We start from the raw sequence: 22,124 nt of genomic DNA, 5'->3' as shown, positions 1-22,124 counted from the left end.
CTGCCGTTGGGGGAAGCTTTCAACAATGGACAGGATAAAACAGTGCCACCTTATCGCATCTTTAGATTCAAACCTCTTGCAAAAGGGATCTTTGGAAAATAAACAGGTGAATCATAAGAATATCCTTCCGATGTATATATTTTTTAATAGACGTCAAAAGAACTAAAATATTTTTACAGGAATAATCAACAAAAAACAGGAAATCGAAACTCAGAGGCATGGTATTAATCTTAGTTGTAGTTCTTTTGGTTTTACTTGGAAACAAAGAACTTCTAGTAAATATTCAAGAAGAGTTGCAGGAAAGGAATAAAATAAAAGATCAAAAGAAGATAGACTGGTTGAAAGAACATCATTTTGAAACACAGGAACTATGCACCATCAGCTTATAATAAACAACCATGGGAGATACGTCTTGTACAAAATAAATTATGGCTTGACGAAGTAAATAAGCGCTATGTGAACACCCAGGTGAAAAGTGGTAACAATCCGGATGTAAGTATTTTCCATCATGCTCCGACTCTCGTCGTAATAGCACGGGATAAAAATAGTGTTACCAGTGCTTTGGATTGTGGTATTATTCTTCAAAATATCATACTTAGTGCACACGGAATCGGTTTAGGCACTTGTCCAATGGTATTAAGTATAAGAACAAACGGCATCTCTGGGTTTACATCCAAGGTTTTTATCAACTTCTGATTAAATAATTCTATGAAATGCTTACAGCTTTAAACTTTACTTTAAAAATCTTCAGTTTTATATTGGGTATCGAACCATTTTTTGAAACTGAAACAGTTTAAATATTAAAATAAATTTAAAATAATTAAAATAAAAAATTATGAAATCTAAAAACATTTTTATTTTTTCAACATTTTTGTTACTATTCTCCTGCAGCGAAAAACTTGAGAATAGACTTGATAAAGAAAAAAGAGGAACTTTGTCTGATAGCCTTACACAATCGTCTGCTGGCATGAACGAAAAACAACAGGTTCTGGACATGGTTAAAAAATATACTCAGAGTATTAATGAGGGTGATATTCACCCGGAGATCATTGACGACCTTTGGGAGCATAGTCCTGATGTTTCTAATATTAACATTCGCGGACATCAAAAAGGATTCGAAGAAATTAAAAAGAATTTCTACGCACCATTGTTTGAAGTTTTAGAAAATAGAAATCTGAGGATGGTAGAAGAAGAACATCAGCCGGCGGTCTATATTTTCGACAATACTGCGATTGTGGAATTTTATTGGACGATTGATGCTAAAATTAAGGAAGGTGGTAAAGCCGTACATATGTCTGGACGTGAGACCCATGTTCTTAGGAAAAAAGATGGAAAATGGAAGCTGGTCCATCTGCATTACTCTGGAATGCCAGTAAAGGGATTCTAAAGGTTTCTAATGGATAAAAACAAAATGATTATAATTATAAAATGCTAATTTATAAAGGCAAGGGATGACTTGACCGGAAATAAATTTTGTATGTTGATAATAAGAGCCTGTTTAAATTTTAGTGCAAAATTTAAACAGGCTCTTATTATTCTCGAGACCTGTATCTCTGGTCAAAATCTTAAAATTTGTTTAAAATTTTAGTTTACTGTAAATAAATAGTATAAACTTTCGTAATTTTACCCAATGGAATTAAGTATTGGAGAAATGGCATTGATCGCGGTGGCGATTGTTGTATTATTCGGTCCGGATAAACTTCCTCAGATAGCGCGTGACTTAGGGGCAGGCGTTAGAAAAATGCGCGGTGCAGTGGAAGACATTAAAACTGAGATCATGAAAGAAACTGATAATCCGGTTTCTGAGATCAAGCGTGAAATTGAGAAGGTAAAAGATGCGGCAAAAGACTTCAATCCCATGAAGGATATTGAAAAAGATATCGTAACGGAACCTTCGACGACTAATGAACCTCCCAAACTAAAGCCTGCCGACGACGAAACCTACGAAGGGCCTGTAAGCAGATAATTCATGGAGGAAATCATTCAGGAGGACAAAAAGGTGTTTCTATACCTTAATAATTTGGGCGATACTTCTTTCGACCAGCTGTGGATGCTGATTTCCAGCACATGGATCTGGGTACCGCTTTATATTATATTTCTTTACTTTTTATACAAAAATTACAAACTAAAATCTTTAGTTTTTATTCTGATATTCATCGCACTTGGAGCTACGGTTTCAGATCAGCTGGCCAGTGTTTTCAAATATGGGGTGGCCAGGCTGCGGCCGTGCCATGATCCAAGTCTGGAACATTATATGAGGATTGTGAAGTGTGGCGGACAATACGGGTTTTATTCTGCCCATGCGTCGAACACCTTTTTTCTGGCAGCTTATTTAAGTATTTTATTGAAAAAGAAGCTCAATTGGTTTCCATATGCTATATTTGTATGGGCTGTAGTAGTTTCTTATAGCCGAATATATTTAGGAGTTCATTTCCCGATAGATATTTTGGTGGGGGCGTTTGTTGGATCTTTATTGGGAGTGATATTTGGAGTACTCGCCAAAAAAGTCATCAACAAACAAACTATAACTTCATGAAAAAAACTTTATTACTGACCGCATGTATATGCACCTCATTCAGCCTTTACGCACAGGACAAAAAAACAGCCGAAGAATGCTTTAAAAAAGCAGACTATAAATGCGCCGAAGAACAATACACCAAACTGGCAGAAAAAGAGCAGATTCAGAAATACCAGTCTGAATATTACAACAGTTTGGGTACAGCCCAAAGAAGACTGGGAAAAACGGCACTGGCTCTGAGGTCATATGATTCAGCTTTAAAGGCTAATCCTTTGTCGGCTCCGGTTTATGCCAATCTCGCTTCATTAAACAGCCAGAAAGGAAATAAAGCCAAAGCCCTGGAATATATTGCAAAAGGTCTCACTATCGATGCTGAAAATCCTGAATTCTATCTTACCCGTTCCAAGATCTACGACAGTCAGGGGAAAAAGGACCTTGCCCTAAATGATCTGAAGCAAATTTTAACCTTTGCACCGGATAATATTTATGCTAAAACAGGACTGGCCAATCTCAAAAAAAATAACGGTGATTTGGATGGCGCTTTAAAAGATTACAATCTGCTGATCTCCGAAAAACCGGAATCACTTCTCTACAACGGAAGAGCAGACGTGTATTTCAAAATGAAAAAGCCTAAAGAAGCCCTCACAGACGTCAATAAAGCCATTTCCATTGATCCGAAATTTGCTCATTCTTACGTAACCAAAGCATTGGTTTTATTTGATACGGCAAAGCCTAAGGAAGCCTGTGAAAATCTGGACAGAGCAGTCAATTTAGGCTATGAAAAGGCTATTTTAGCGGATTATTATGCTAAGTGTGTCGCAAAACCCAAATAAGACAAAGTAAATAAATAGTTCCGGCTATTTTTGAACCCCATAAAGAAAGATAAATAGATGTTGAATATTGTTCTTGTAGAACCCGAAATACCCAACAATACAGGTAACATAGGACGATTATGTGTAGGGACAGAAAGTAAATTACACCTGGTTCATCCCTTTGGATTTGTCATCAATGATAAAAACCTGAAACGGTCCGGTTTAGATTATTGGGTGCATCTTGATGTTTCAGAATATGCCAATGTAGAGGAGTGGATGAAATGTGTTCCGGATCCTTCCCGTGTTTTCTTAATGAGCTCACATGCTGAAAAATCCTATCTGGAAAATGAATTTCAGGATGGCGACTGGCTGGTCTTCGGTAAGGAAAGTGTAGGTTTGAGTAAAGAAGTTCTGGATCGTTTTGAGAATCATCTTACCATTCCGATGTCAAAACTGATCAGAAGCTTTAATATAGCCAATTCTGTTGCTTTTGTAATTGGTGAAGCGAAAAGACAGATCGGTTTAAAAGTTTAGAATATTCATTCTGAAAACCGAAAATTTTTAATCATTATGATAAGGCTTTCCCTGCAGGATCTGGTCCGCACGGTAAAGTTGCTCCACAATAAATAAACGGATCATCTGATGCGTGAATGTCATTTTAGATAATGACATTTTTTCGTTGGCTCTATTATAAATCTCTTCGGAAAAACCATAGGCACCTCCAATCAGGATATGAACTTTTTTAACCGAAGAATTCATCCAGGTATCGATTTTCTGGGCAAATTCACGGCTGGTGAACTGTTTTCCTTTTTCATCGAGGATGACGACAAGGTCATTTTTGTCAATATAATTCAGGAACAGCTTAGATTCTTCCTTCTTCAAAAGTTCCGGTGAAAGGTTTTTTGCGTTTTTTACGTCTGGAATCTCTGTGATCTCGAAGTTCCAGTGTTTGGGAAGTCGGGTCAGATAATAGCCGATCAGGGAAGTGATCTCCTTGTCATCTGTTTTACCGATACAAAGTAAGCTGATTCGCATGTATAAAGGGTTTCAAAAGGCAAAGATACCATTTTTAAAGAAAAGGACTGAAGCCGTAAACCCTAAAAATATATTAAGGCACGGTCTGCTCCTGAGTTTTTAAATTTTTCAATAACTTCAATCTTTCAAGAGCTAATCTCCTGCCCCTTAAATTTATTTCTGTAATCAACCGGCGTTAATCCGGTGATCTTTTTAAAGACCGTTCTGAATGTTTTTAAATCATTGTACCCCATGCTGTAGGTAACATCCGCAATATTAGCATCTCCGGTTTCAAATGCCTTTTTGGCAGCTTCCACTTTTACCCTTTGTATATATTCAATTGGATTTAAACGGGTTGCATTTTTAAACCGGCGGATAAAATTCCGTCTGCTCATATGGACTTCGCCTGCAATCTGCTCAACCGTGATATCTGTTTTAAATGTTTTCTCGATGTAGCTCTGTGCCTTATGAATTTGATCATCGTCATGAAGCCGCTGTCCTGAGAATACGTTGAAAATACTTTGTGAAGTTCGTCCGTAATCCAATGCGTAGAGCTTACTCAGCTCAACGGATATTTCTTTGCTGGAATTCTGTTCAATAAAATACAGCATCGCATTTAAAGAAGAGAAACCACCGCCGCCTGTGATGATTGCTTTTGAATAGGTCACCACATGATCAGGTTTGAAATCAATGAGAGGATATCTTTTTTGCAGATCCTCCATGGCGCCCCAGTGTGAGGTAGCCGGCATATGATCCAGTAAACCGGATTCTGCAAGGAAATAAGCTCCTGTACACAGACTGATCAGCTGGGCTTTCTCGTGGTATTTTGTTTTGATCCATTTGATGAGAACATCATTTTTAGCCAGCAGGGAATCAATATCTGTTAGATCCATGCTCATGGGTGGAATGATAACCACATCAGTATCAAACTTCTCAGAGATCATTTTTGGACAGCAGAACTGCAGAGGGAGATGAGATGGTACGGTTTTATTCTGTACGCCGATCAGCTCTATCTCAAAAGGAATGTCAATCCCTTTTCTCATGGCGGATTCATTGGCGCTCATCAGTAGAGAGGCGGTATTGGATACGGCTGTGGACAGGACACCGTCATAGATAATGATCGAAATATGTTTCATTGCTGTACGTATTTGATAATAAAGTTATATAAATTTTGGCACAAAATACACTGTCGGATGTCGTTTTTACGTACCAAGATTTTTTAGAAACCATGATACCTTTACAAAAAGAATCGGTTATGAAAACAATATTTGACCAAAATACACGGGAAGAGCTGATCAAAAGGATTGATACGCTTTCACAGAAGAATACTGCCCAATGGGGTAAAATGAATCTTTTCCAGATGATGAGACACTGTACAGTATGGAATGACTGGATCATGGGAATAAGTCACCATACCTATAAGCAGGAATTTCTGGGCTGGCTGTTTGGGAAAATGGCACTGAAAGGTCTTGTAAAAGATGAAACCCCGATCAAGAAAAATGTGCCCGCAGGGAGCTTTGCCATAAAAGAAATGAACGGTGACACGGAATACGAAAAACAGCTATGGATGCAACAAATTGTGGCCTATGAAAATTATTCAAATCCTGATTTTATCCATGATTTTTTTGGAAAGATGAAAAGAGAAGAGATCGGGATTTTTGTCTACAAGCATATGGATCATCATTTGCGGCAGTTTAATGCATGAAATTTCTGACAAAGCTTTTATTGAACAGATGAAAGAATTTTAGGACTTACATTATTTTTCAAATAACATATCCTTTCCCGGAATGTCAGGAGTACAGGTATTCTGAAGGATTGATGCGCATCAATCAATTCCAGCGGTATAGGAAGGATAAGGAAAATGTTTATATTTGTATAAAGACTTAAGTGAAACCGCAGATGTTTCTCTGTTAAAGGAGATAAAATCAATTGTTTTACAAGTGAAATACACCAAATAGATGAGTATTAAAATTCCCAGATTTATCTTGAAAATTCAAGAGTTTTTTGACGGCATACATATTCCTGTTCTCGGAATATCGCTTTGGCAGATGTTTCAGATTTATATTTCTGGAATTTTCAAAGGAAATATCGGTAGAAAAGCGGCTTCTATTTCATGGAGTTTTACCATCAGTTTGTTTCCCTTTTTACTCTTTTTACTTTCCGTTTTGCCCTATATGCCGCATTACGACAAGCTTCAGTTTTATATTTTTGAAGTCTTGATGCACAACGTTTTTCCATCCAATATGGAAGGCGATGTACGAGGATATATAGAAACCAATATCATCCCGAATATGAAAGGGATCAGCAACCTAACGATTGTATTGGCATTGGTTTTTGCAACTAACGGAACTTTTTCGCTCATCAATGGATTTAATGAGAATTCAGACGAAAAACTCACAGATGTAAAGGAATTTATCCTTTCTTTTTTCATCACAATAGGTTTTATTACGATCGTTTTCCTGGCACTTTTCGGGGTGTATTATGTGGAGGTTGTTATGAAACTTTTTACGCCGGCTTATGATGTTTCATGGCTGGTGAATAACCTGTCCAAGATCATTGGATTTGTGTCTTTTCCGCTTTTCTACTTCATTCTTCTGACCCTTTTCTATTGGTTAGGAACAGTAAAGATCGCGAGGTTCAGACAGGCGGTTCCAGGTGCCATCTTAACGACAGTTCTGTTTGTGCTGACCACTTTTATCTTTGCGATCTACGTAAAAGATATTGCCCGTTATAACGTTCTTTACGGATCCATTGGAAGTATGATTCTTCTGATGGTTTGGGTGAATGTGAATGTCTATCTTCTCCTGTTCGGAAATGAATTGAATATGGCCCTGAGAAAACTAAGGATAGAAAAACTGCTTTCCGATGAAATTAAAAGAGAAGCAGTTCGTTACCATGCAGCCATTACAGAGCCGAATCTGGAAAGCGATGAAGAACACCGGAGAAAGCTGGAAGAGAGGGAAAAAGATTAATTCTCTACTGCATTCTCATCTTCCTTCGAACTCATACTTAAGATCACGAATCCTAAAACTGCTGCTAAGAATGAAGCGATCAGAATGGCAAATTTAGCCTCATCCTGAATCGGGATATCGTCTTTAAAGGAAAGAAGCGCTATAAAAATAGACATTGTAAATCCTATTCCTGCCAGCAGCCCGACACCAGCCATCTGTGGCCACGTACTGTTTTGAGGCAGAGAACTGAGTTTCAGTTTAATCGCAATAAACGAGAACAGATTGATCCCGATCAGTTTTCCTAAAATCAATCCGCAGATAATTCCCATTCCTAAAGTACTTGTAACTCCCGCTACCATTTCACTGGTAAACGCAATATTGGTATTCGTTAAGGCAAATATCGGCATGATCAGAAAACTTACCGGAAAATGAAGTTTATGCTCCAGCTTTTCAAGGGGAGAAATGTCTATATTCGAAACATTTGTAGGAATCGAGAAGGCAAGTAAAACCCCTGCTATGGTCGCATGAATCCCTGAATGATGCAGGAAATACCATAAAAACAATCCCGGGATAATATAGAAAACAAGGCGTGTAACCTTTAAAAAGTTTAATAAAAATAATAAAGCCGCCGTTCCAAAAGACAACAGCAGATACGTCCAGTGAATCTGTTCCGTATAAAAAACCGCAATCACCAGAATCGCACCCAGATCATCAACAATGGCCAGTGCAGCAAGGAATATTTTGATCGAATTAGGGATCTTTTTTCCAAGCATTGAAATGATGGCAAGTGAAAAAGCAATATCAGTCGCCATAGGAATTCCCCAGCCGCTGCTGTAATCCGTTCCGGCATTGAAAAAGGTATAGATCACCGCGGGAACCAGCATTCCGCCCACAGCTGCAAAAATAGGAAGAGAGGCATTTTTAAAAGAAGAAAGCTCTCCTTCCACCATTTCCCTTTTGATCTCTAGTCCTACCAGCAGAAAGAAAACAGCCATTAGGCCGTCATTGATCCAGATGCTGACCGGATAGGTAAGGTGGAACAGGTGAGTGCCCACTTCTTTGTCTAAAAAGTTCTGGAAGCCTTCACCTGCAGACGAATTTGCGATTAATAATGAAACCAGTACACAAAAAATAAGGATAATTCCTGATGCCTGATTACTGCTGAAAAATTTTTTGAAATATAGAGATAAATTCATGCTTAGGATTGTACCCGTCTCACTCTTGAAACGCCGTCAATATTTTTAAGTTTTTTAAATGTTTCTTCCAACTGACCTTTATTTTTTACTTCGAGATTGATATTCCCGGTAAAAATGCCGTTGTTGGATTCTATGGACATGCTTTTCATATCCATTCCCATACTTCCGCTGATCACCGTGGTAATATCGTTGATCATTCCCATTCTGTCCAGACCTTCGATTTCGATCTTCACTCTGTTCTTGAAGCTTTCCGCATTCACCCATTTGGCGGGAATCACACGGTAATCGTACTGAGCTCTCAGGTTGATCGCATTCGGGCAGTTATCGCTGTGAACTTTAATACCATCAGAAATTGTTATAAATCCGAAAATTTTATCACCGGGAATTACCGTACAGCATTTTGCATAGCTATAATTCAGTTTTTCTTCGTCTTTCCCGAAAATGATCATGTCGAGGTTCTGCTCTTTCGGCTCCTCATAATGCACGTTTTTCGGTGGCGATTTTCTGAATCTTGAAAGTAAATTGTTGAATACGTTTTTACTTTCGATATATTTTCTCAGGCTGCTGACATCCAGTTCATTGCTTTGAAATTTAAGGAAGAGTTCCTGAGAGGTTTTTAAATTAAAGAATTTCTGAAGTTTGTTGACCTCTTCATCATTAAAATTGATTTTCGCATGGCGCAGTTTTCTCTGAAGGATTTCTTTTCCTTCTTCCACCAATTGGTTTTTCTGAGAGTTCAGATAACTTTTAATCTTCGACTTTGCTTTGGACGTAACCACAAATTCCAGCCAGTCAGACTTCGGTTTCTGGTTTTGTGAAGACAGAATGTCGATCTGGTCACCATTCTGAAGCACATAGGAAATAGGAACAAGCTTTCCGTTGATCTTCGCCCCAAGACATTTCATCCCAAGGTCAGAGTGAACGGAAAAAGCAAAATCCAGCGCCGTAGCATTGGTGGGAAGGATTTTAATTTCCCCTTTTGGCGTAAATACAAATACTTCCTTGGAATATAAATTGAGTTTAATATTATCCAAAAGTTCAGACGTAGAAAGATTTTGCTGCTGTTCAAGAACTTCACGGATTTCCGTCACCCATCTTTCGAAATTACGGTCTTCAGAGCTTTGTTTGTAGCCTTCTTTGTATTTGTAGTGAGCGGCAACCCCTTTTTCTGCAATCTCATTCATCCTTTCCGAACGGATCTGTACTTCGATCCATTTTTTATCCGGACCGAGAACCGTTAAATGGAGACTCTCATACCCTGTGGAACGGGGCTGTGTGATCCAGTCTCGCATCCTTGACGGATTACTGTGATAAACGTCGGTTACGATAGAATAGATCTTCCAGGCAAGAAATTTTTCATTTTTTGCATCCGATTTGTAAATAATCCTGATCGCATAGTTGTCAAAAACTTCCTCGAAAGAAACCCCCTGCTTCAGCATTTTTCTATAAATGGAAGAAATAGCTTTTGCGCGGCCTTTGATATTAAAGTTTAAACCTTCTTCTTTTAATCTTTCCGAAACTTCGGTTTTGAACTCTTCAATATATCTTTCACGGTTTTCTTTGGCAGATTCCAATTTTTCCGTGATCTCGTTGTAAACTTCCGGGTTGTTATATTTTAATGAAAGATCTTCAAGCTCTGATTTGATATTATACAGACCCAGACGGTGTGCCATGGGAGCATAAATATACACGGTCTCCGAAGCGATTTTTTTCTGCTTATCCGGAGCCATGCTTTCCAGCGTTCGCATATTGTGAAGGCGGTCGGCAATTTTGATCAGAATAACCCTGAAATCTTCAGAAAGAGTCAGCAAAAGTTTTCTGTAATTTTCAGACTGAACAGAAATGTTCTGATGGTTCATGATGGAGATCTTCGTGAGTCCGTTCACAATATTGGCGATCTTTTCTCCAAAAATCTTTTTCAGATCCTCATAGGTGTAGTCAGAGTCCTCTACTACGTCATGCAACAGGGCACAGGCAATAGAAGTAGCCCCCAAACCGATCTCAGTAGCTACAATTTTAGCAACGGCAATAGGGTGGTAGATGTAAGGTTCCCCGGATTTTCTCCTTTGGTCCTTGTGAGCATCCAATGCGATATCGAATGCCTTCCGGATGAGCTTGTTATTTTCCTCGTCCAGAGTTCTGTATGTATTAGAAATCAGATCCTTATACCGGGCAAGGATCTCTTTGTTTTCCTGTTCTAAATCGTAACTCATTTGTGCTAATGCCTATATTTAAACGAAAATACGAAATTTTTTAAACTTTTCACGCATAAAAAATCCGCAGAACGCTCCGCGGATTTCCGGTTATTAGATTTTATGTTTTTTGTCAGAATTTCACTTCTGAATCCATGCCACTGCTTGATGCCTTTATTTTCACATCGGGGCTGTTATGGATGTCGGCTCTGTTTCTGGCATCGATAAATCTTTTGAGATTATCGTAATTCGCCTGCCCAATACCCATATTCTCGAATAAATAGGTCTTCAGTACTGAATTTTGGCTAAAAATATTCCGGGCGCCATCAGTTTGGTTATTATCTTTTACCGCAACACTCGCCAGGTACTGAGAGGTTTCAGAGCCATTAAGATATACTATGTAATCTGAATTTTCAAATCCTGAATTTTCCAGATCGGCTTCAAGCTTTTTGTAATCGCTGTGATGTGCAAATAATCCAGCTAATATATTTGACATAAGCAATAGTTTTTAAATTGTACTTAAAGATAATAAATATTTTCTAATATAACTACTATTAATTTAATAAAACTTATTATTTATTATTTTATCTATAATATAATGTTAAAATGTTTGAGGATATCTATTGAACATACGTTTGATTTTTCATAAATTTTAAATTTTACATGCTTCAAAGTATTGTACGGATCCTTTAAATAATTCAAATTTGTTTTTTTATTAAAAATTAATCAACCATGAGAAAAATTTTATTTACTTTTTCCTTACTGTCTTCGCTGATGCAGGCGCAGTACAGCTGGACTGCTTTTTCCTATCCGCCATCTAACGGAGGTGGAAGATATGATGATGTGTTTTTTCTGAATGAGAACTTGGGTTGGGCAGTACGCGGAGGAGGCGGAGCTGTTTTTAAAACAACAAACGGAGGAGATACCTGGGTGCAAAAGACGGTGAACGGGCCTGCTAATCAATATTACCGGAATATAGAATTCCTCAACGAAAATGTAGGCTTTCTTGGAACTTTGAATAACAGTTTCTATAAAACCGTTGACGGCGGAAATTCATGGGAAAGAATAAATAATATTTCACCTTATCCTGCTGCCATCTGCGGTTTAGACTGTGTAGGTACGTCCACCGTTTATGGCTGTGGCGCATGGTTTTCCCCGGCCTATATTATAAAATCTACAGACAGTGGAACTACATGGGAGTATATTGATATGTCTTCGTATGCCAATGCCCTGGTGGAAATTACTTTCATTAACGAAAATGTAGGTTTTGTTTCAGGAAATGACAATGACGGAGCTGTCATTCTTAAAACGCTTGACGGTGGGGCAAGCTGGACAAAAATTTACAACAGCAATATCGCCAGTGAATTTGTTTGGAAAATGCAGCTTCTGGATCATAATAAAATTTTTTGCGCTATTGAATCTGAGGCTACCAACGCGGGGAAACTTCTTAAATCAACGAACGGGGGATTTACATGGGAGACAAAAGATTTTCCGGATCCCTATGTGCAGGCTGTTGGTTTCATATCGGAAACCCATGGCTGGATGGGCGGACACAGTACAGGATTTTATGAAACCTTAGACGGTGGAAGTAACTGGACCAATACCGGAGTAGGCGGTTCTTTGAACAGAATCTTTTTTGTTAACAATAATCTTGCTTTTGCTGCGGGATCTAATATTTATAAGATGACGAGAGGAACTTTAGACGTTAAAGAAAACCCTGGTGAAAATCAGGAAAGAAAGCTGAAAGTGGAAGTCGCTCCGAATCCTGTAAAAGATAAGCTGAACCTTAATGTTTATTATTTACATACCGATCATATCGTTGTGGGGCTGTATGAAGCTTCTGGAAAGTTTATTAAAAATATTTTGAAAGATGATATTGATGCTAAAGGATTGAAAAAATATTCTTTGGATTTCAATTACCCAAAAGGACATTATCTTCTTGATGTGCATTCTAATTTGGGAAGACAGTCGATTAAAATAATAAAGTAGGCTGGGGAAGGAAGTTGGAAACCTGAAGAGGGGAGTTGTTGAAAGCTACAGGAGGAATCTTAAAACTGCCTTTTACATCTATATGCCGGATCAATTTCAAAACTTGATCTCCTTCCCAATTCTATACCTCATACTCCTGAAACTTATAACTCATCATTTTAAAACTCATAACTCTGTTGACTCGAGCTCAGGTTAAAAATAATAAATGCGCAGAAAAAACTCTGCGCATTTACTTTATAGTGTTTAGATCAATTTATTTAACTGATACTCTCATTTTTGATTTCCTCTACGATTTCCGGATTCAACAGCGTAGAAATATCTCCGAAATTACTGAAGTCTCCTTCTGCAATTTTTCTTAAAATCCTACGCATAATTTTCCCGGAACGTGTTTTCGGCAGCCCGGAAACAAACTGTATTTTATCAAGCTTGGCAATTGGCCCAATCTGATCTGCAATAAGCTGGTTAATCTCCTTCTTCAGGTTTTCTTTATCACGGCCTTCTCCGGTTTCTTTTAAGATCACGAAGCCGTATAAAGCATTTCCTTTGATATCATGAGGATAACCCACGATCGCAGATTCAGCAACGGCAGGATGTTCATTGATGCTGTCTTCGATGGGAGCAGTTCCCAGATTATGTCCGGAAACAATGATCACATCATCTACACGGCCTGTAATCCTGTAGTATCCGACTTCATCTCTCAATGCTCCGTCACCCGTGAAATATTTCCCCGGAAAAGCACTGAAATACGTTTCTTTATATCGTTGATGGTCGCCCCAGATCGTTCTTGCGATTCCCGGCCATGGAAAGCGGATGCAAAGGTTTCCGGTCACCTGATTGCCTGTAATTTCATTGCGTTTATCATCCATTAAGACAGGCTGGATTCCAGGAAGTGGAAGGGTAGCGTAAGTCGGTTTGGTTGGAGTTACAAATGGAAGCGGGGAGATCATGATACCTCCTGTTTCCGTCTGCCACCATGTATCAACTACCGGACATTTTTTCTTTCCGACATGGTCATTGAACCAGTGCCATGCTTCTTCATTGATAGGCTCACCTACGGAACCAATTACCTTCAAAGTACTCAGGTCATGCTTGTCTACCCATTCTGTGCTTTCTTTAGCTAATGAACGGATCGCAGTAGGAGCCGTGTAAAACTGAGTGATCTTATGTTTTTCGATCACTTCCCAGAAACGGTCCGGTTCAGGATAGGTAGGAACACCTTCGAAAATAACGGTGGTCGCCCCATTAAGAAGCGGTCCGTATAAAATGTATGAATGTCCTGTGATCCATCCGATGTCTGCGGTACACCAGTAAATATCATTTTCTTTATAATTGAATACATTTTTAAACGTATACGCAGTGTACACCATATAACCTGCGGAGGTGTGAAGCATTCCTTTAGGTTTTCCGGTAGAACCTGAAGTGTACAGGATGAAAAGAGGATCTTCGGCATCCATGATGACCGTTACGAAATCAGCGGAGGCTTTTTCATACAGATCAGCCATCCAGTGGTCTCTGCCTTCTTTCATTTTGATCTCGTTGTGTGTTCTTTTCACCACAAGAACGGAGTCTACACTTGGTGTTTTTTCCAGTGCTTCGTCTACGATCGTTTTCAGATCCAGTACTTTATTACCTCTGTAACTTCCATCTGATGTGATGATCATTTTGGCATTACAGTCATTGACTCTAGAAGCTACGGCAGAAGCAGAAAATCCTGCAAAGATCACGGAATGTACGGCTCCCAGTTTGGCGCAGGCCAGCATGGTGATAGCCAGTTCGGGAATCATCGGAAGGTAGATACAGACTCTGTCTCCTTTTTCAATGCCCATTTCACGTAAAACATTGGCGGTTTTATTGACACGGTTGTACAGTTCATTGTAGGAAATATGCTGTGCTGCCTCTTTTGGGTCGTTGGGTTCCCAGATGATCGCGGTTTTTTCGCCTCTTACCGCAAGATGTCTGTCTATGCAGTTTTTGGTGATATTTAATTTAGCATTTTTAAACCATGTGATTTTGGCTTCATTCATATCATACTTAACCACCTTGCTCCATCTTTGGTACCACACAAAATTTTGATCAGCTATTTTGTCCCAGAATTTCTTAGGATTTTTAATAGACTTCTTATACTCTTCAAAATAATGCGGCAGATCTTCAATTAAGTAATTTCTCATATCCCTTCTTTTTTGAAATTTGAATTTTATTAATATTAAATATATGTTTAATTTATTGCCTAAGCCCTATAGTCATTGATTTTTTCCTGAATTTCCTCAATGATTTTTTCATCGTCGATGGTTGACGGAATCTGAAACTCTTTTCCATCCAGCAAGGTTCTTATCAGTTTTCTTAAGATCTTTCCTGAACGGGTTTTTGGTAAGCGTTTGACAACCATGGCATTTTTTAAAAAAGCCACAGCCCCGATCTTTTCACGAACCATTCTGATGATATCTTTTTCTAGTTCTTCTTCAGAGATGGCTGTTCCGTTTTTCAAAACAACCGTAGCAAAAGGAACCTGTCCTCTCAGTTCATCATCAATGCCTACGACAGCGCATTCTGCGACATCGGGATGTGATGAAACAATTTCTTCCATTTCCGAGGTGGAAAGCCTGTGTCCGGCTACATTGATCACATCATCCACTCTTCCGGTAATGAAAATATAACCGTCTTCATCCCGAATAGCGCCGTCTCCCGAGAAATAATACCCCTTATACTGCGAAAGATAGCTGCTCTGAAAACGGTCATTATCATTCCAGATGCCTAAAAGCGCCCCCGGAGGAAGAGGGAGTTTGATGATTAAGTAACCTTCCTGATGAGCGTCAAGTTCGTATCCGTTTTCATCAAAGATCTTAATATCATATCCGGGAATCGGTTTTCCGGCGGAAGCTCTTTTAATTTTATATTGATCATCGAAAGTCATCAGTCCCAGCATAGGCCATCCGGATTCGGTCTGCCACCAGTGGTCAATGGCGGGAACTCCAATGTGTTCTGCAAACCAGTCTAAAGTGGCTACATCACATCGTTCTCCGGCCAGAAACTGTTTTTTGAAATGAGACAGATCGTATTTTTTAACCAGCTCACCGTTCGGATCTTCTTTTTTTATCGCTCTGATGGCTGTAGGAGCTGTAAACATCGTAGATACTTTGTATTCTGAAATAATTCTCCAGAACGTACCTGCATCAGGTGTCATGATAGGTTTTCCTTCAAAAATAATCGTTGTATTCCGGTTGATAAGCGGTCCGTAGACGCTGAAACTGTGACCTACCGCCCAGCCGAAATCTGAAGCCGCCCAATAGGTTTCTCCGGGCTCAACTCCGTAAATATATTTCATGGAAAACTTAAGCGATGTGGCGTAACCTCCGGTATCCCGTGCAATTCCTTTTGGTTTTCCTGTAGTTCCTGAGGTGTAAAGTAAATACAACGGATGGGTAGATTCCACGGAAACGCAGTCTGCGGGCTCTGATTTTTGAACCAGTTCTTCATAATCAATCAGTCCATCGAACATTTCATCCTGATTGTCTACCAGTTTTCTGTTGTAAACGATGATATTGTCCACTTTATCCTGCGCCAGTTCAACAGCTTTTTCAACGAGTGGTAAGTAAGGAATTCTTCTGGCTATTTCTACACCGGCAGTAGCGGTGATCAATGCTTTTGGCTTACAATCATCAATTCTTACCACCAGTTCATTCGGGGCAAAACCTCCGAAAACCACATTGTGAATCACTCCGATTCTTGCACAGGCCAGCATCGCAAAAAGAGTTTGCGGAATCATCGGCATATAAATAACGGCTGTATCTCCTTTTTGTAAGCCTAATGAAACCAGTCCTCCTGCCAATTTTGAAATTTCTTCTTTGGCCTGATTAAATGTATAAGTCTTCTTTTTATCCGTAACCGGAGAATCATAGACAATGGCAATCTGATCTCCGAAACCGTCTTCAATATGCTGATCAATGCAGAGATAACACATATTGAGTTTTCCATCCGCATACCACTGCGGATAATTGTTTTTATCTTTAGAAAGAATATGTTCCGGAAACTCAAACCATTGGATCTCTTTGGCCTGTTCTTTCCAGAAACTTTCTTTGTCTTCTATGCTTTGTTTAAACAGAGTATCTGCGTCCATATTAATTTTTGTGTTTCATGTTTTTTTTGTTTTAGATCCATTGCCTAATATTCAGTTGTAAGTCTGAATTTTCTATCCCTGGCAAGGATGTCTCAAAACTCACATCTCTTGTCTGATATCTGAAATCTTCTTACTCAAACATCTCTTCAATTTGCTGCATCAGCTTCTTAATGGAATAAGGCTTCGTTACATACGCATCAGCGCCCATTTTGAGACCTTTTTCTATGTCTTTGGGATTGTTTTTTGCGCTCAGAAATATGACTTTTGTGTTATTCATTCTTTCGTCTTTTTTAATGGCTTCCAGTGTGCTGTATCCGTCCAGATTCGGCATCATGATGTCCAGAAGGATGACGTCGGGAACCATGTTCTTTAGAAAATCCAGAACTTCTGTTCCGTCTCTTGCGATATAAACGTCGTAGCCGTTTTTCTTAAAGCTGTATTCCAGCGACATTAATATTTTGTGTTCGTCATCGGCAATAATGATCTTTCTCATAGATGGTTATTGGTTTTGTTCAACTTCATTTATAATCTCTTATAGTCTATTGTAAGGAATGCGTATTGTAAAAGTGACACCCAAACCGCTGTTTTCTGCCTGTATGGTTCCGCTGTGAGCCTGAACAATCTTTTTTGAAATAGCCAGTCCGAGTCCGCTTCCTGTGGGTTTTAAAATATTCTGATTTTTTGACTGATAAAATTTGTCAAAGATCATCTCCAGATCTTCTTCCGGAATATGTCTTCCGGTATTGAAAATGCTGATGATCAGGTCATTTTCTTTTTCAGACAGTTTGGTTTGTATGGTTCCCAGTTCATCGGTAAATTTTAAAGCATTTCCGAGAATATTCTGGAAAAGCTGAATCATTCTTGCCTCGTCGTGTTCAAATGTAGGATGATTCAGGAGATTCACTTCACTTAAATGAATATTTTTCTGCAGGATCAGATGGAGTAGAGGATTTAAAGCTTTCTTGTAAGTTTCAAGAATATTATTTTCTTTAATGTTCAGAGCAATTTCGCCGTGTTCCAGTTTGTCAAGATAAAGAATATCGTTGATGATTTCGCTCAGCCTGTCAGATTCAGTGATGATGTTGTTTAAAAATTCCTGCTTGATATCTGTTGGAATATCGTCATCGTCCGCTAAAATTTCTCCTGCTGAACGGATGGCGGTGATCGGTGTTCTTAATTCGTGAGCCACTGAATCCAGGAAGTCGTCTTTCTGACGGTCTTTGACGATTAAGTTTTCATTGGCTGTTCTCAGATCATCAGAAAGTTTCTGTAATTCTTCAGACTGTTCCGTCAACTTTTTATTGAGCGTGATATTTTCTTTGGATTCCTCTAAAATGTTTAAAACTTCCCTTAAGGATATTTTATCTTCTTTGGTTACACCTTCGATCAGAATTTTTGCAGATGCGGTCCCGATTCTTCCTGCGAGAAGGTTTTCAGAGAACTTGATAAACCTTGAATCCGCGGTTTCCGTTTTAGAATCAATATTATACTTTAAATTAAAAATTCTTAGAGCCTGCTCCGTTTTATTTTTGCCTAAAAATCTTTCCAGAATATTCCTGATATCTGAAACATAGGCAGTTCCTCGCCATACAAAAGCATTTTCATGATTTAAGATATGCTTATCAATATCCACGTATAATTCTGCGAAATTTCTTTCGCGGTAGTTTCCTTTAACGCTGACGGAGATAATCGTAAATAAAGCAGTATTGGTAAAAATTGACCAGAAAAAGATCTCAGGAATTCGGCTTAAAAAAGAAATATTAAAAAACCCGAAAGCATCATACGTTTCCCGAATAACGCCTTTGAGTTCCTGATTGTATGAGAAGTAATACTGCGGAATAATCAGTCCGAAATAACAGATCGCCAAACCTGCCAGAAGCCCTGCCACAGCACCTTTATAACTTCCTCTCCTCCAGAATATCGCTCCGAAAAAAGAAGGTGCCAGCTGCGCGATCACAACAAATGAGATAAGGCCTACAGAATCCAATGATGTTTTCAGGATGAAATATTTATAGAAAACAAAAGCCATGATGATCAGCGCAAAAATGCTGAATTTTCGGATATTCGTAATGTTTCTTGTATTCTGAACCTCGTTGTCGGATTTGAATTTTCCCAGCAAACCATAAGGAATGATAAGGTTATTGGAAAGCATAATGGATAGCGTGATGGCTGAAATAATGATCATGGAAATGCATGAACTCAATCCCCCAAGAAATACAAAAACGGTGATTAAAGTATTGTCAAAATGTTGGGGAATCAGAATAGAATAGAACTCTGGATTTACCTTTTCACCGTCAAAAATAAGTCTTCCTCCCCACGCAATCGGGAAGATGAATATGGTGAAAATCAATAAGTAAAGAGGAAAAAACCAGATCGCTGTTCTGATATGTTTCTCTTGTCTGTTCTCAATAATCGCGGTGTGAAACTGTCTCGGCAAAATGCAGATGGCTGTAGCGGAAATCATGCATAAAACCATCCAGTTCATCGCGCCTTCAATACCGTTGAACGTATTCTTTTCTTTAAAATCTTCAAACTTGCTGGCCTTTTCATAAATATCGGAAAAGCCGTCGAATACGAAGTAAATGACAAAAATACCCAGAATGATAATAAAGAAAAGCTTTAAAAAACTTTCCAGGGCGATGGCGGAAATAATGCCAAGACGTTTTTCTGAAGCATCCACATATCGCGTCCCATAATAAGATGAGAATAAAGCGATTAAAACAACCACAAACGTCGCATTGTCAGTCAGTATATTGTTTGACATCGAAGTTTCAGTGACCAAATGAAAAGTTTCGGAGATGGCTTTGATCTGAAGTCCGATGTATGGAACGATGGCTAAAAGGCAGACGATTGTGATGATCGCACTGAAGCTTCTGCTGTTCCCGTACCGCAAAGAAATAAAATCGGCAAGACTGCTGATTTTATTAATTCTGGAAATTCTTACAATTTTCGTATTGATGTAGATCCATGCGGGAATAATCATAATGGGGCCAATGTAAATCGGCAGATAATTCAGTCCGCTTGTGGCAGCTACGCCGATGCTTCCGTAGTACGTCCAGGCTGTGCAATACACCGCCAGGGACAATGCGTAGATGTAGGGATTGTTGATCCACCGCTTGCTCTTCTTCTTCTCTGCCAGGTGGGCAACTAAGAACAAAAGGGCGAGATAGAGTAAAACAACAACAAATAACGCGAAACTACTCATCATATTTTTTTACGATTACAAAAGAAATAATGATGGAGATCATCCAGACCGCGAACAGATAGATCAGAATCATCGGATAGCCGAAAACATCTTTTTCACTGTTGAAAAGCAGTGAAATAGGGATGCTGAAAGCCATCATCAGTCCGATGCTCAGGATAATCAGTTTTTGTTCGTGTCTTTTTTTCATAAATGATGATTGATAAAAGATAATTGATGAGTAACCTATCACTCATCAATTATCATTAATCTTTTATAAATTAAATCTTATCGTCTGAATATTCTCCTATCAGCGAATAGTATCCGAAAATAGCCATTCCGCCCGAGATGATCGGCATCAGCACAAATAAGATGATGATCCCGAATACCAGATCTTCCTGCTTTCCGGAAGTGATCTTTGGAATTCCCAGAACCGTAGTTCCGAAATATCCCACCAACAGTGCCACTGCGATCCAGAGTATGCCTAATATTTTTTTTAGTCCGTTCATTTTAGTAGTTTTAAAATTAGTAAAAAATTAAGTGATGCGGTGTTTAATCATGAATATTATTATTCTTATTTTTAAGATAAAACAATCCGATGACTAAACAGACTGCGGCGACTCCAATCGGATACCAAAGTCCTTCCAGATACCACGTGGGATGTCCTGCATCTTTCCCCTGAGTGACCAGATATGTTGCCACTGCCGGAAGAAGTCCTCCAAATACTCCGTTTCCGATATGATAAGGCAGAGACATTGAAGTGTAGCGAATCCTAACCGGGAACATTTCAACAAGGAAAGCAGCGATAGGACCATAAACCATAGTTACAAACAATACCTGAATAAAAACCAGAAACACCAGATACCATCTTGTATCATTATTTAATGTAATAGATTTTGTAATTTTTGGTTCTTCCGCTTTTCCGTCTTTCATCACAGGGCCGGCTGCGGACCAGTGTACGATGCTGTCTTTTTTCATGAAAGTTCCGTCTGTGTACGTCGTTTCTTTGTGAAATGTAATTAAGCTGTCTGATGCAATATCTTTATGAATGGCGGCCGTTCTTGTCTCTTTGATCCCGGCGTTTGCAACCGTTTTAGCTTCTATGTTGACACTTTTGTACATGCTGTCATAAATCGGCCGGTAGGCTAAAATAGCCACCAGCATACCGGTCATCATAATTGCTTTTCGTCCGATTTTATCAGAAAGCCAGCCGAAAAACACGAAGAATGGGGTTCCCATTAACAGCGCAGTAGCCATTAAATAATCCACCTGCATCGAATCTATATTCATGACTTTTTGCAGAAAACTCATGGCGTAGAACTGTCCTGTATACCAGATGACACCCTGTCCCATTGCAGCACCGAAGAGTGCCAGTAAAACAAATTTAAAATTGAATTTATTTCCGAAACTTTCTTTTAAAGGATTTTTAGAAGTTTTCCCTTCGCTCTTAGCCTTTGCAAAAAGCGGAGATTCTTTCATGTTTTTTCTGATGAAATAGGAAACGCCCACCATTAAAATTGAAATCCAGAACGGAACTCTCCATCCCCAGGAATCAAATTCTGCGGCTGATAACGTGTTTTTAGTAATCAAAATAACAATCAGTGAAATGAAAAGTCCTGCAGTGGCTGTAGTTTGAATCCATGAAGTCCAGTAGCCTCTTCTGTGAGGTTGTGCGTATTCTGCAACATAGGTAGCGGCACCTCCGTATTCTCCTCCCAGTGCCAAACCTTGTAAAAGTCTTAAAATTAAAACTAAAACCGGTGCCATGAATCCGATGGTTTCATATCCGGGAATACATCCTATTAGGAAAGTGGAGAATCCCATGATCAGCAAGGTGACAAGGAATGTATATTTTCTTCCGATGATATCACCCAATCTTCCGAAGAACAAAGCTCCGAAAGGCCTTACCACAAATCCGGCTGCAAAAGTGGCCAGTGTGGATAAAAATGCGGCAGTGGGATTATCGGCAGGGAAAAATTTGGTCGCTAAAACGATCGCTAAACTTCCAAAAATATAAAAGTCATACCATTCTATCAGAGTACCGAGTGATGAGGCGGTGATCACGCTCCAGATGGTGCGGTTCTTCTGCCGGTCGGTCATATTCTCGTAGTTTTCGTGGTGATTTTCGCTCATGTTGATTGATTTTGATGTTAATGG

At 39.0% G+C, this 22,124-nt stretch carries 22 protein-coding genes; 10 read left to right on the top strand and 12 right to left on the bottom strand.

Annotated features, from left to right (window positions below):
- Positions 1-218 precede the first annotated feature (218 nt).
- From LC419_RS22345 to LC419_RS22315, 7 genes are all read left to right on the top strand, one after another.
- On the top strand, positions 219-389 hold the full coding sequence (locus tag LC419_RS22345; RefSeq protein WP_223609429.1) for a hypothetical protein: 171 nt from the start codon (positions 219-221) through the stop codon (positions 387-389).
- The gene (locus LC419_RS24250; RefSeq protein ID WP_223609426.1) at positions 355-696 is read left to right on the top strand and encodes a nitroreductase family protein; all 342 of its coding nucleotides are present in this window, start codon (positions 355-357) and stop codon (positions 694-696) included. Before LC419_RS22345 ends, LC419_RS24250 begins: the two co-directional genes overlap by 35 nt.
- A gap of 139 nt (positions 697-835) precedes the next feature.
- Positions 836-1,387, top strand: coding sequence for a nuclear transport factor 2 family protein (locus tag LC419_RS22335; protein WP_223609425.1), 552 nt, complete (start codon positions 836-838; stop codon positions 1,385-1,387).
- 243 nt (positions 1,388-1,630) lie between these two features.
- Positions 1,631-1,966: a twin-arginine translocase TatA/TatE family subunit gene (locus LC419_RS22330; RefSeq protein WP_034731181.1), complete on the top strand. Its 336-nt coding sequence runs from the start codon at positions 1,631-1,633 to the stop codon at positions 1,964-1,966.
- Positions 1,967-1,969: 3 nt separating this feature from the next.
- On the top strand, positions 1,970-2,536 hold the full coding sequence (locus tag LC419_RS22325; RefSeq protein ID WP_047455964.1) for a phosphatase PAP2 family protein: 567 nt from the start codon (positions 1,970-1,972) through the stop codon (positions 2,534-2,536).
- Positions 2,533-3,351, top strand: a complete 819-nt coding sequence (locus tag LC419_RS22320) for a lipopolysaccharide assembly protein LapB (protein WP_223609424.1) — start codon at positions 2,533-2,535, stop codon at positions 3,349-3,351. Before LC419_RS22325 ends, LC419_RS22320 begins: the two co-directional genes overlap by 4 nt.
- 57 nt (positions 3,352-3,408) lie before the next feature.
- Entirely contained in the window at positions 3,409-3,864 is a 456-nt protein-coding gene (locus LC419_RS22315) for a tRNA (cytidine(34)-2'-O)-methyltransferase (RefSeq protein WP_223609423.1), read from the top strand.
- A 27-nt stretch (positions 3,865-3,891) separates the two neighbouring features.
- On the opposite strand, the gene LC419_RS22310 is transcribed toward LC419_RS22315, so the two are convergent.
- Positions 3,892-4,365 (bottom strand): 23S rRNA (pseudouridine(1915)-N(3))-methyltransferase RlmH, encoded by a 474-nt coding sequence (locus tag LC419_RS22310; protein WP_223609422.1) that lies wholly within the window; start codon positions 4,363-4,365, stop codon positions 3,892-3,894.
- Between the two features lie 125 nt (positions 4,366-4,490).
- The gene (locus tag LC419_RS22305; RefSeq protein WP_223609421.1) at positions 4,491-5,480 is read right to left on the bottom strand and encodes a GlxA family transcriptional regulator; all 990 of its coding nucleotides are present in this window, start codon (positions 5,478-5,480) and stop codon (positions 4,491-4,493) included.
- A gap of 119 nt (positions 5,481-5,599) precedes the next feature.
- Here LC419_RS22305 and LC419_RS22300 point away from each other — a divergent pair, with 119 nt between their 5' ends.
- Together LC419_RS22300 and LC419_RS22295 are read left to right on the top strand one after the other, a co-directional pair.
- Positions 5,600-6,049 carry a DUF1569 domain-containing protein gene (locus LC419_RS22300; RefSeq protein ID WP_223609420.1) on the top strand — a complete coding sequence of 150 codons (450 nt, stop codon included), beginning with the start codon at positions 5,600-5,602 and terminating at the stop codon, positions 6,047-6,049.
- 253 nt (positions 6,050-6,302) lie between these two features.
- Complete coding sequence (locus LC419_RS22295; RefSeq protein WP_223609419.1) at positions 6,303-7,316, top strand: YihY/virulence factor BrkB family protein; 1,014 nt, start codon at positions 6,303-6,305, stop codon at positions 7,314-7,316.
- Here LC419_RS22295 and nhaA read toward each other — a convergent pair.
- The 3 genes from nhaA to LC419_RS22280 all read right to left on the bottom strand — a co-directional run bounded on the left by nhaA (position 7,313) and on the right by LC419_RS22280 (position 11,179).
- On the bottom strand, positions 7,313-8,491 hold the full coding sequence (gene nhaA / locus LC419_RS22290; protein WP_223609418.1) for a Na+/H+ antiporter NhaA: 1,179 nt from the start codon (positions 8,489-8,491) through the stop codon (positions 7,313-7,315). The genes LC419_RS22295 and nhaA overlap by 4 nt on opposite strands.
- A gap of 2 nt (positions 8,492-8,493) precedes the next feature.
- Positions 8,494-10,704, bottom strand: a complete 2,211-nt coding sequence (locus LC419_RS22285) for a bifunctional (p)ppGpp synthetase/guanosine-3',5'-bis(diphosphate) 3'-pyrophosphohydrolase (protein WP_034731136.1) — start codon at positions 10,702-10,704, stop codon at positions 8,494-8,496.
- 112 nt (positions 10,705-10,816) lie between these two features.
- Positions 10,817-11,179 (bottom strand): hypothetical protein, encoded by a 363-nt coding sequence (locus LC419_RS22280; RefSeq protein ID WP_090026747.1) that lies wholly within the window; start codon positions 11,177-11,179, stop codon positions 10,817-10,819.
- A gap of 236 nt (positions 11,180-11,415) precedes the next feature.
- On the opposite strand from LC419_RS22280, the gene LC419_RS22275 reads away from it, so the two are divergent.
- Positions 11,416-12,672, top strand: coding sequence for a YCF48-related protein (locus LC419_RS22275; protein ID WP_223609417.1), 1,257 nt, complete (start codon positions 11,416-11,418; stop codon positions 12,670-12,672).
- A gap of 257 nt (positions 12,673-12,929) precedes the next feature.
- Here the strand turns inward: LC419_RS22275 and acs are convergent, their stop codons facing one another.
- The 7 genes from acs to LC419_RS22240 all read right to left on the bottom strand — a co-directional run bounded on the left by acs (position 12,930) and on the right by LC419_RS22240 (position 22,100).
- Positions 12,930-14,870: an acetate--CoA ligase gene (acs, locus tag LC419_RS22270; protein ID WP_368734508.1), complete on the bottom strand. Its 1,941-nt coding sequence runs from the start codon at positions 14,868-14,870 to the stop codon at positions 12,930-12,932.
- Positions 14,871-14,899: 29 nt separating this feature from the next.
- Positions 14,900-16,786 carry an AMP-binding protein gene (locus LC419_RS22265; protein WP_223609415.1) on the bottom strand — a complete coding sequence of 629 codons (1,887 nt, stop codon included), beginning with the start codon at positions 16,784-16,786 and terminating at the stop codon, positions 14,900-14,902.
- A 130-nt stretch (positions 16,787-16,916) separates the two neighbouring features.
- Positions 16,917-17,279 (bottom strand): response regulator transcription factor, encoded by a 363-nt coding sequence (locus LC419_RS22260; protein ID WP_223609414.1) that lies wholly within the window; start codon positions 17,277-17,279, stop codon positions 16,917-16,919.
- Between the two features lie 39 nt (positions 17,280-17,318).
- The gene (locus tag LC419_RS22255) at positions 17,319-19,994 is read right to left on the bottom strand and encodes an ATP-binding protein (RefSeq protein ID WP_306666592.1); all 2,676 of its coding nucleotides are present in this window, start codon (positions 19,992-19,994) and stop codon (positions 17,319-17,321) included.
- The gene (locus LC419_RS22250) at positions 19,984-20,178 is read right to left on the bottom strand and encodes a hypothetical protein (RefSeq protein WP_034731116.1); all 195 of its coding nucleotides are present in this window, start codon (positions 20,176-20,178) and stop codon (positions 19,984-19,986) included. The genes LC419_RS22255 and LC419_RS22250 overlap by 11 nt, the downstream gene beginning before the upstream one ends.
- 70 nt (positions 20,179-20,248) lie before the next feature.
- Positions 20,249-20,476 carry a DUF6814 family protein gene (locus LC419_RS22245; protein WP_223609410.1) on the bottom strand — a complete coding sequence of 76 codons (228 nt, stop codon included), beginning with the start codon at positions 20,474-20,476 and terminating at the stop codon, positions 20,249-20,251.
- A 43-nt stretch (positions 20,477-20,519) separates the two neighbouring features.
- Complete coding sequence (locus LC419_RS22240; RefSeq protein WP_223609409.1) at positions 20,520-22,100, bottom strand: MFS transporter; 1,581 nt, start codon at positions 22,098-22,100, stop codon at positions 20,520-20,522.
- Positions 22,101-22,124 lie beyond the last annotated feature (24 nt).

This window comes from Chryseobacterium sp. OSA05B (assembly GCF_019970065.1).
Taxonomy (GTDB): Bacteria; Bacteroidota; Bacteroidia; order Flavobacteriales; family Weeksellaceae; genus Chryseobacterium.
This window is presented reverse-complemented; position numbering and strand designations above follow the sequence as displayed.

Bases quoted from the DNA above. Each gene is read 5' to 3' on its own strand.
- LC419_RS22265 (WP_223609415.1), bottom strand. From the start codon at position 16,786: ATGGACGCAGATACTCTGTTTAAACAAAGCATAGAAGACAAAGAAAGT.
- LC419_RS22305 (WP_223609421.1), bottom strand. From the start codon at position 5,480: ATGAAACATATTTCGATCATTATCTATGACGGTGTCCTGTCCACAGCC.
- LC419_RS22275 (WP_223609417.1), top strand. From the start codon at position 11,416: ATGAGAAAAATTTTATTTACTTTTTCCTTACTGTCTTCGCTGATGCAG.
- LC419_RS22280 (WP_090026747.1), bottom strand. From the start codon at position 11,179: ATGTCAAATATATTAGCTGGATTATTTGCACATCACAGCGATTACAAA.
- LC419_RS22315 (WP_223609423.1), top strand. From the start codon at position 3,409: ATGTTGAATATTGTTCTTGTAGAACCCGAAATACCCAACAATACAGGT.
- LC419_RS22250 (WP_034731116.1), bottom strand. From the start codon at position 20,178: ATGAAAAAAAGACACGAACAAAAACTGATTATCCTGAGCATCGGACTG.
- LC419_RS22300 (WP_223609420.1), top strand. From the start codon at position 5,600: ATGAAAACAATATTTGACCAAAATACACGGGAAGAGCTGATCAAAAGG.
- LC419_RS22310 (WP_223609422.1), bottom strand. From the start codon at position 4,365: ATGCGAATCAGCTTACTTTGTATCGGTAAAACAGATGACAAGGAGATC.
- LC419_RS22255 (WP_306666592.1), bottom strand. From the start codon at position 19,994: ATGATGAGTAGTTTCGCGTTATTTGTTGTTGTTTTACTCTATCTCGCC.
- nhaA (WP_223609418.1), bottom strand. From the start codon at position 8,491: ATGAATTTATCTCTATATTTCAAAAAATTTTTCAGCAGTAATCAGGCA.
- LC419_RS22240 (WP_223609409.1), bottom strand. From the start codon at position 22,100: ATGAGCGAAAATCACCACGAAAACTACGAGAATATGACCGACCGGCAG.
- LC419_RS22345 (WP_223609429.1), top strand. From the start codon at position 219: ATGGTATTAATCTTAGTTGTAGTTCTTTTGGTTTTACTTGGAAACAAA.
- LC419_RS22285 (WP_034731136.1), bottom strand. From the start codon at position 10,704: ATGAGTTACGATTTAGAACAGGAAAACAAAGAGATCCTTGCCCGGTAT.
- LC419_RS22325 (WP_047455964.1), top strand. From the start codon at position 1,970: ATGGAGGAAATCATTCAGGAGGACAAAAAGGTGTTTCTATACCTTAAT.
- LC419_RS22320 (WP_223609424.1), top strand. From the start codon at position 2,533: ATGAAAAAAACTTTATTACTGACCGCATGTATATGCACCTCATTCAGC.
- LC419_RS22335 (WP_223609425.1), top strand. From the start codon at position 836: ATGAAATCTAAAAACATTTTTATTTTTTCAACATTTTTGTTACTATTC.
- LC419_RS22245 (WP_223609410.1), bottom strand. From the start codon at position 20,476: ATGAACGGACTAAAAAAAATATTAGGCATACTCTGGATCGCAGTGGCA.
- LC419_RS22295 (WP_223609419.1), top strand. From the start codon at position 6,303: ATGAGTATTAAAATTCCCAGATTTATCTTGAAAATTCAAGAGTTTTTT.
- LC419_RS22260 (WP_223609414.1), bottom strand. From the start codon at position 17,279: ATGAGAAAGATCATTATTGCCGATGACGAACACAAAATATTAATGTCG.
- LC419_RS22330 (WP_034731181.1), top strand. From the start codon at position 1,631: ATGGAATTAAGTATTGGAGAAATGGCATTGATCGCGGTGGCGATTGTT.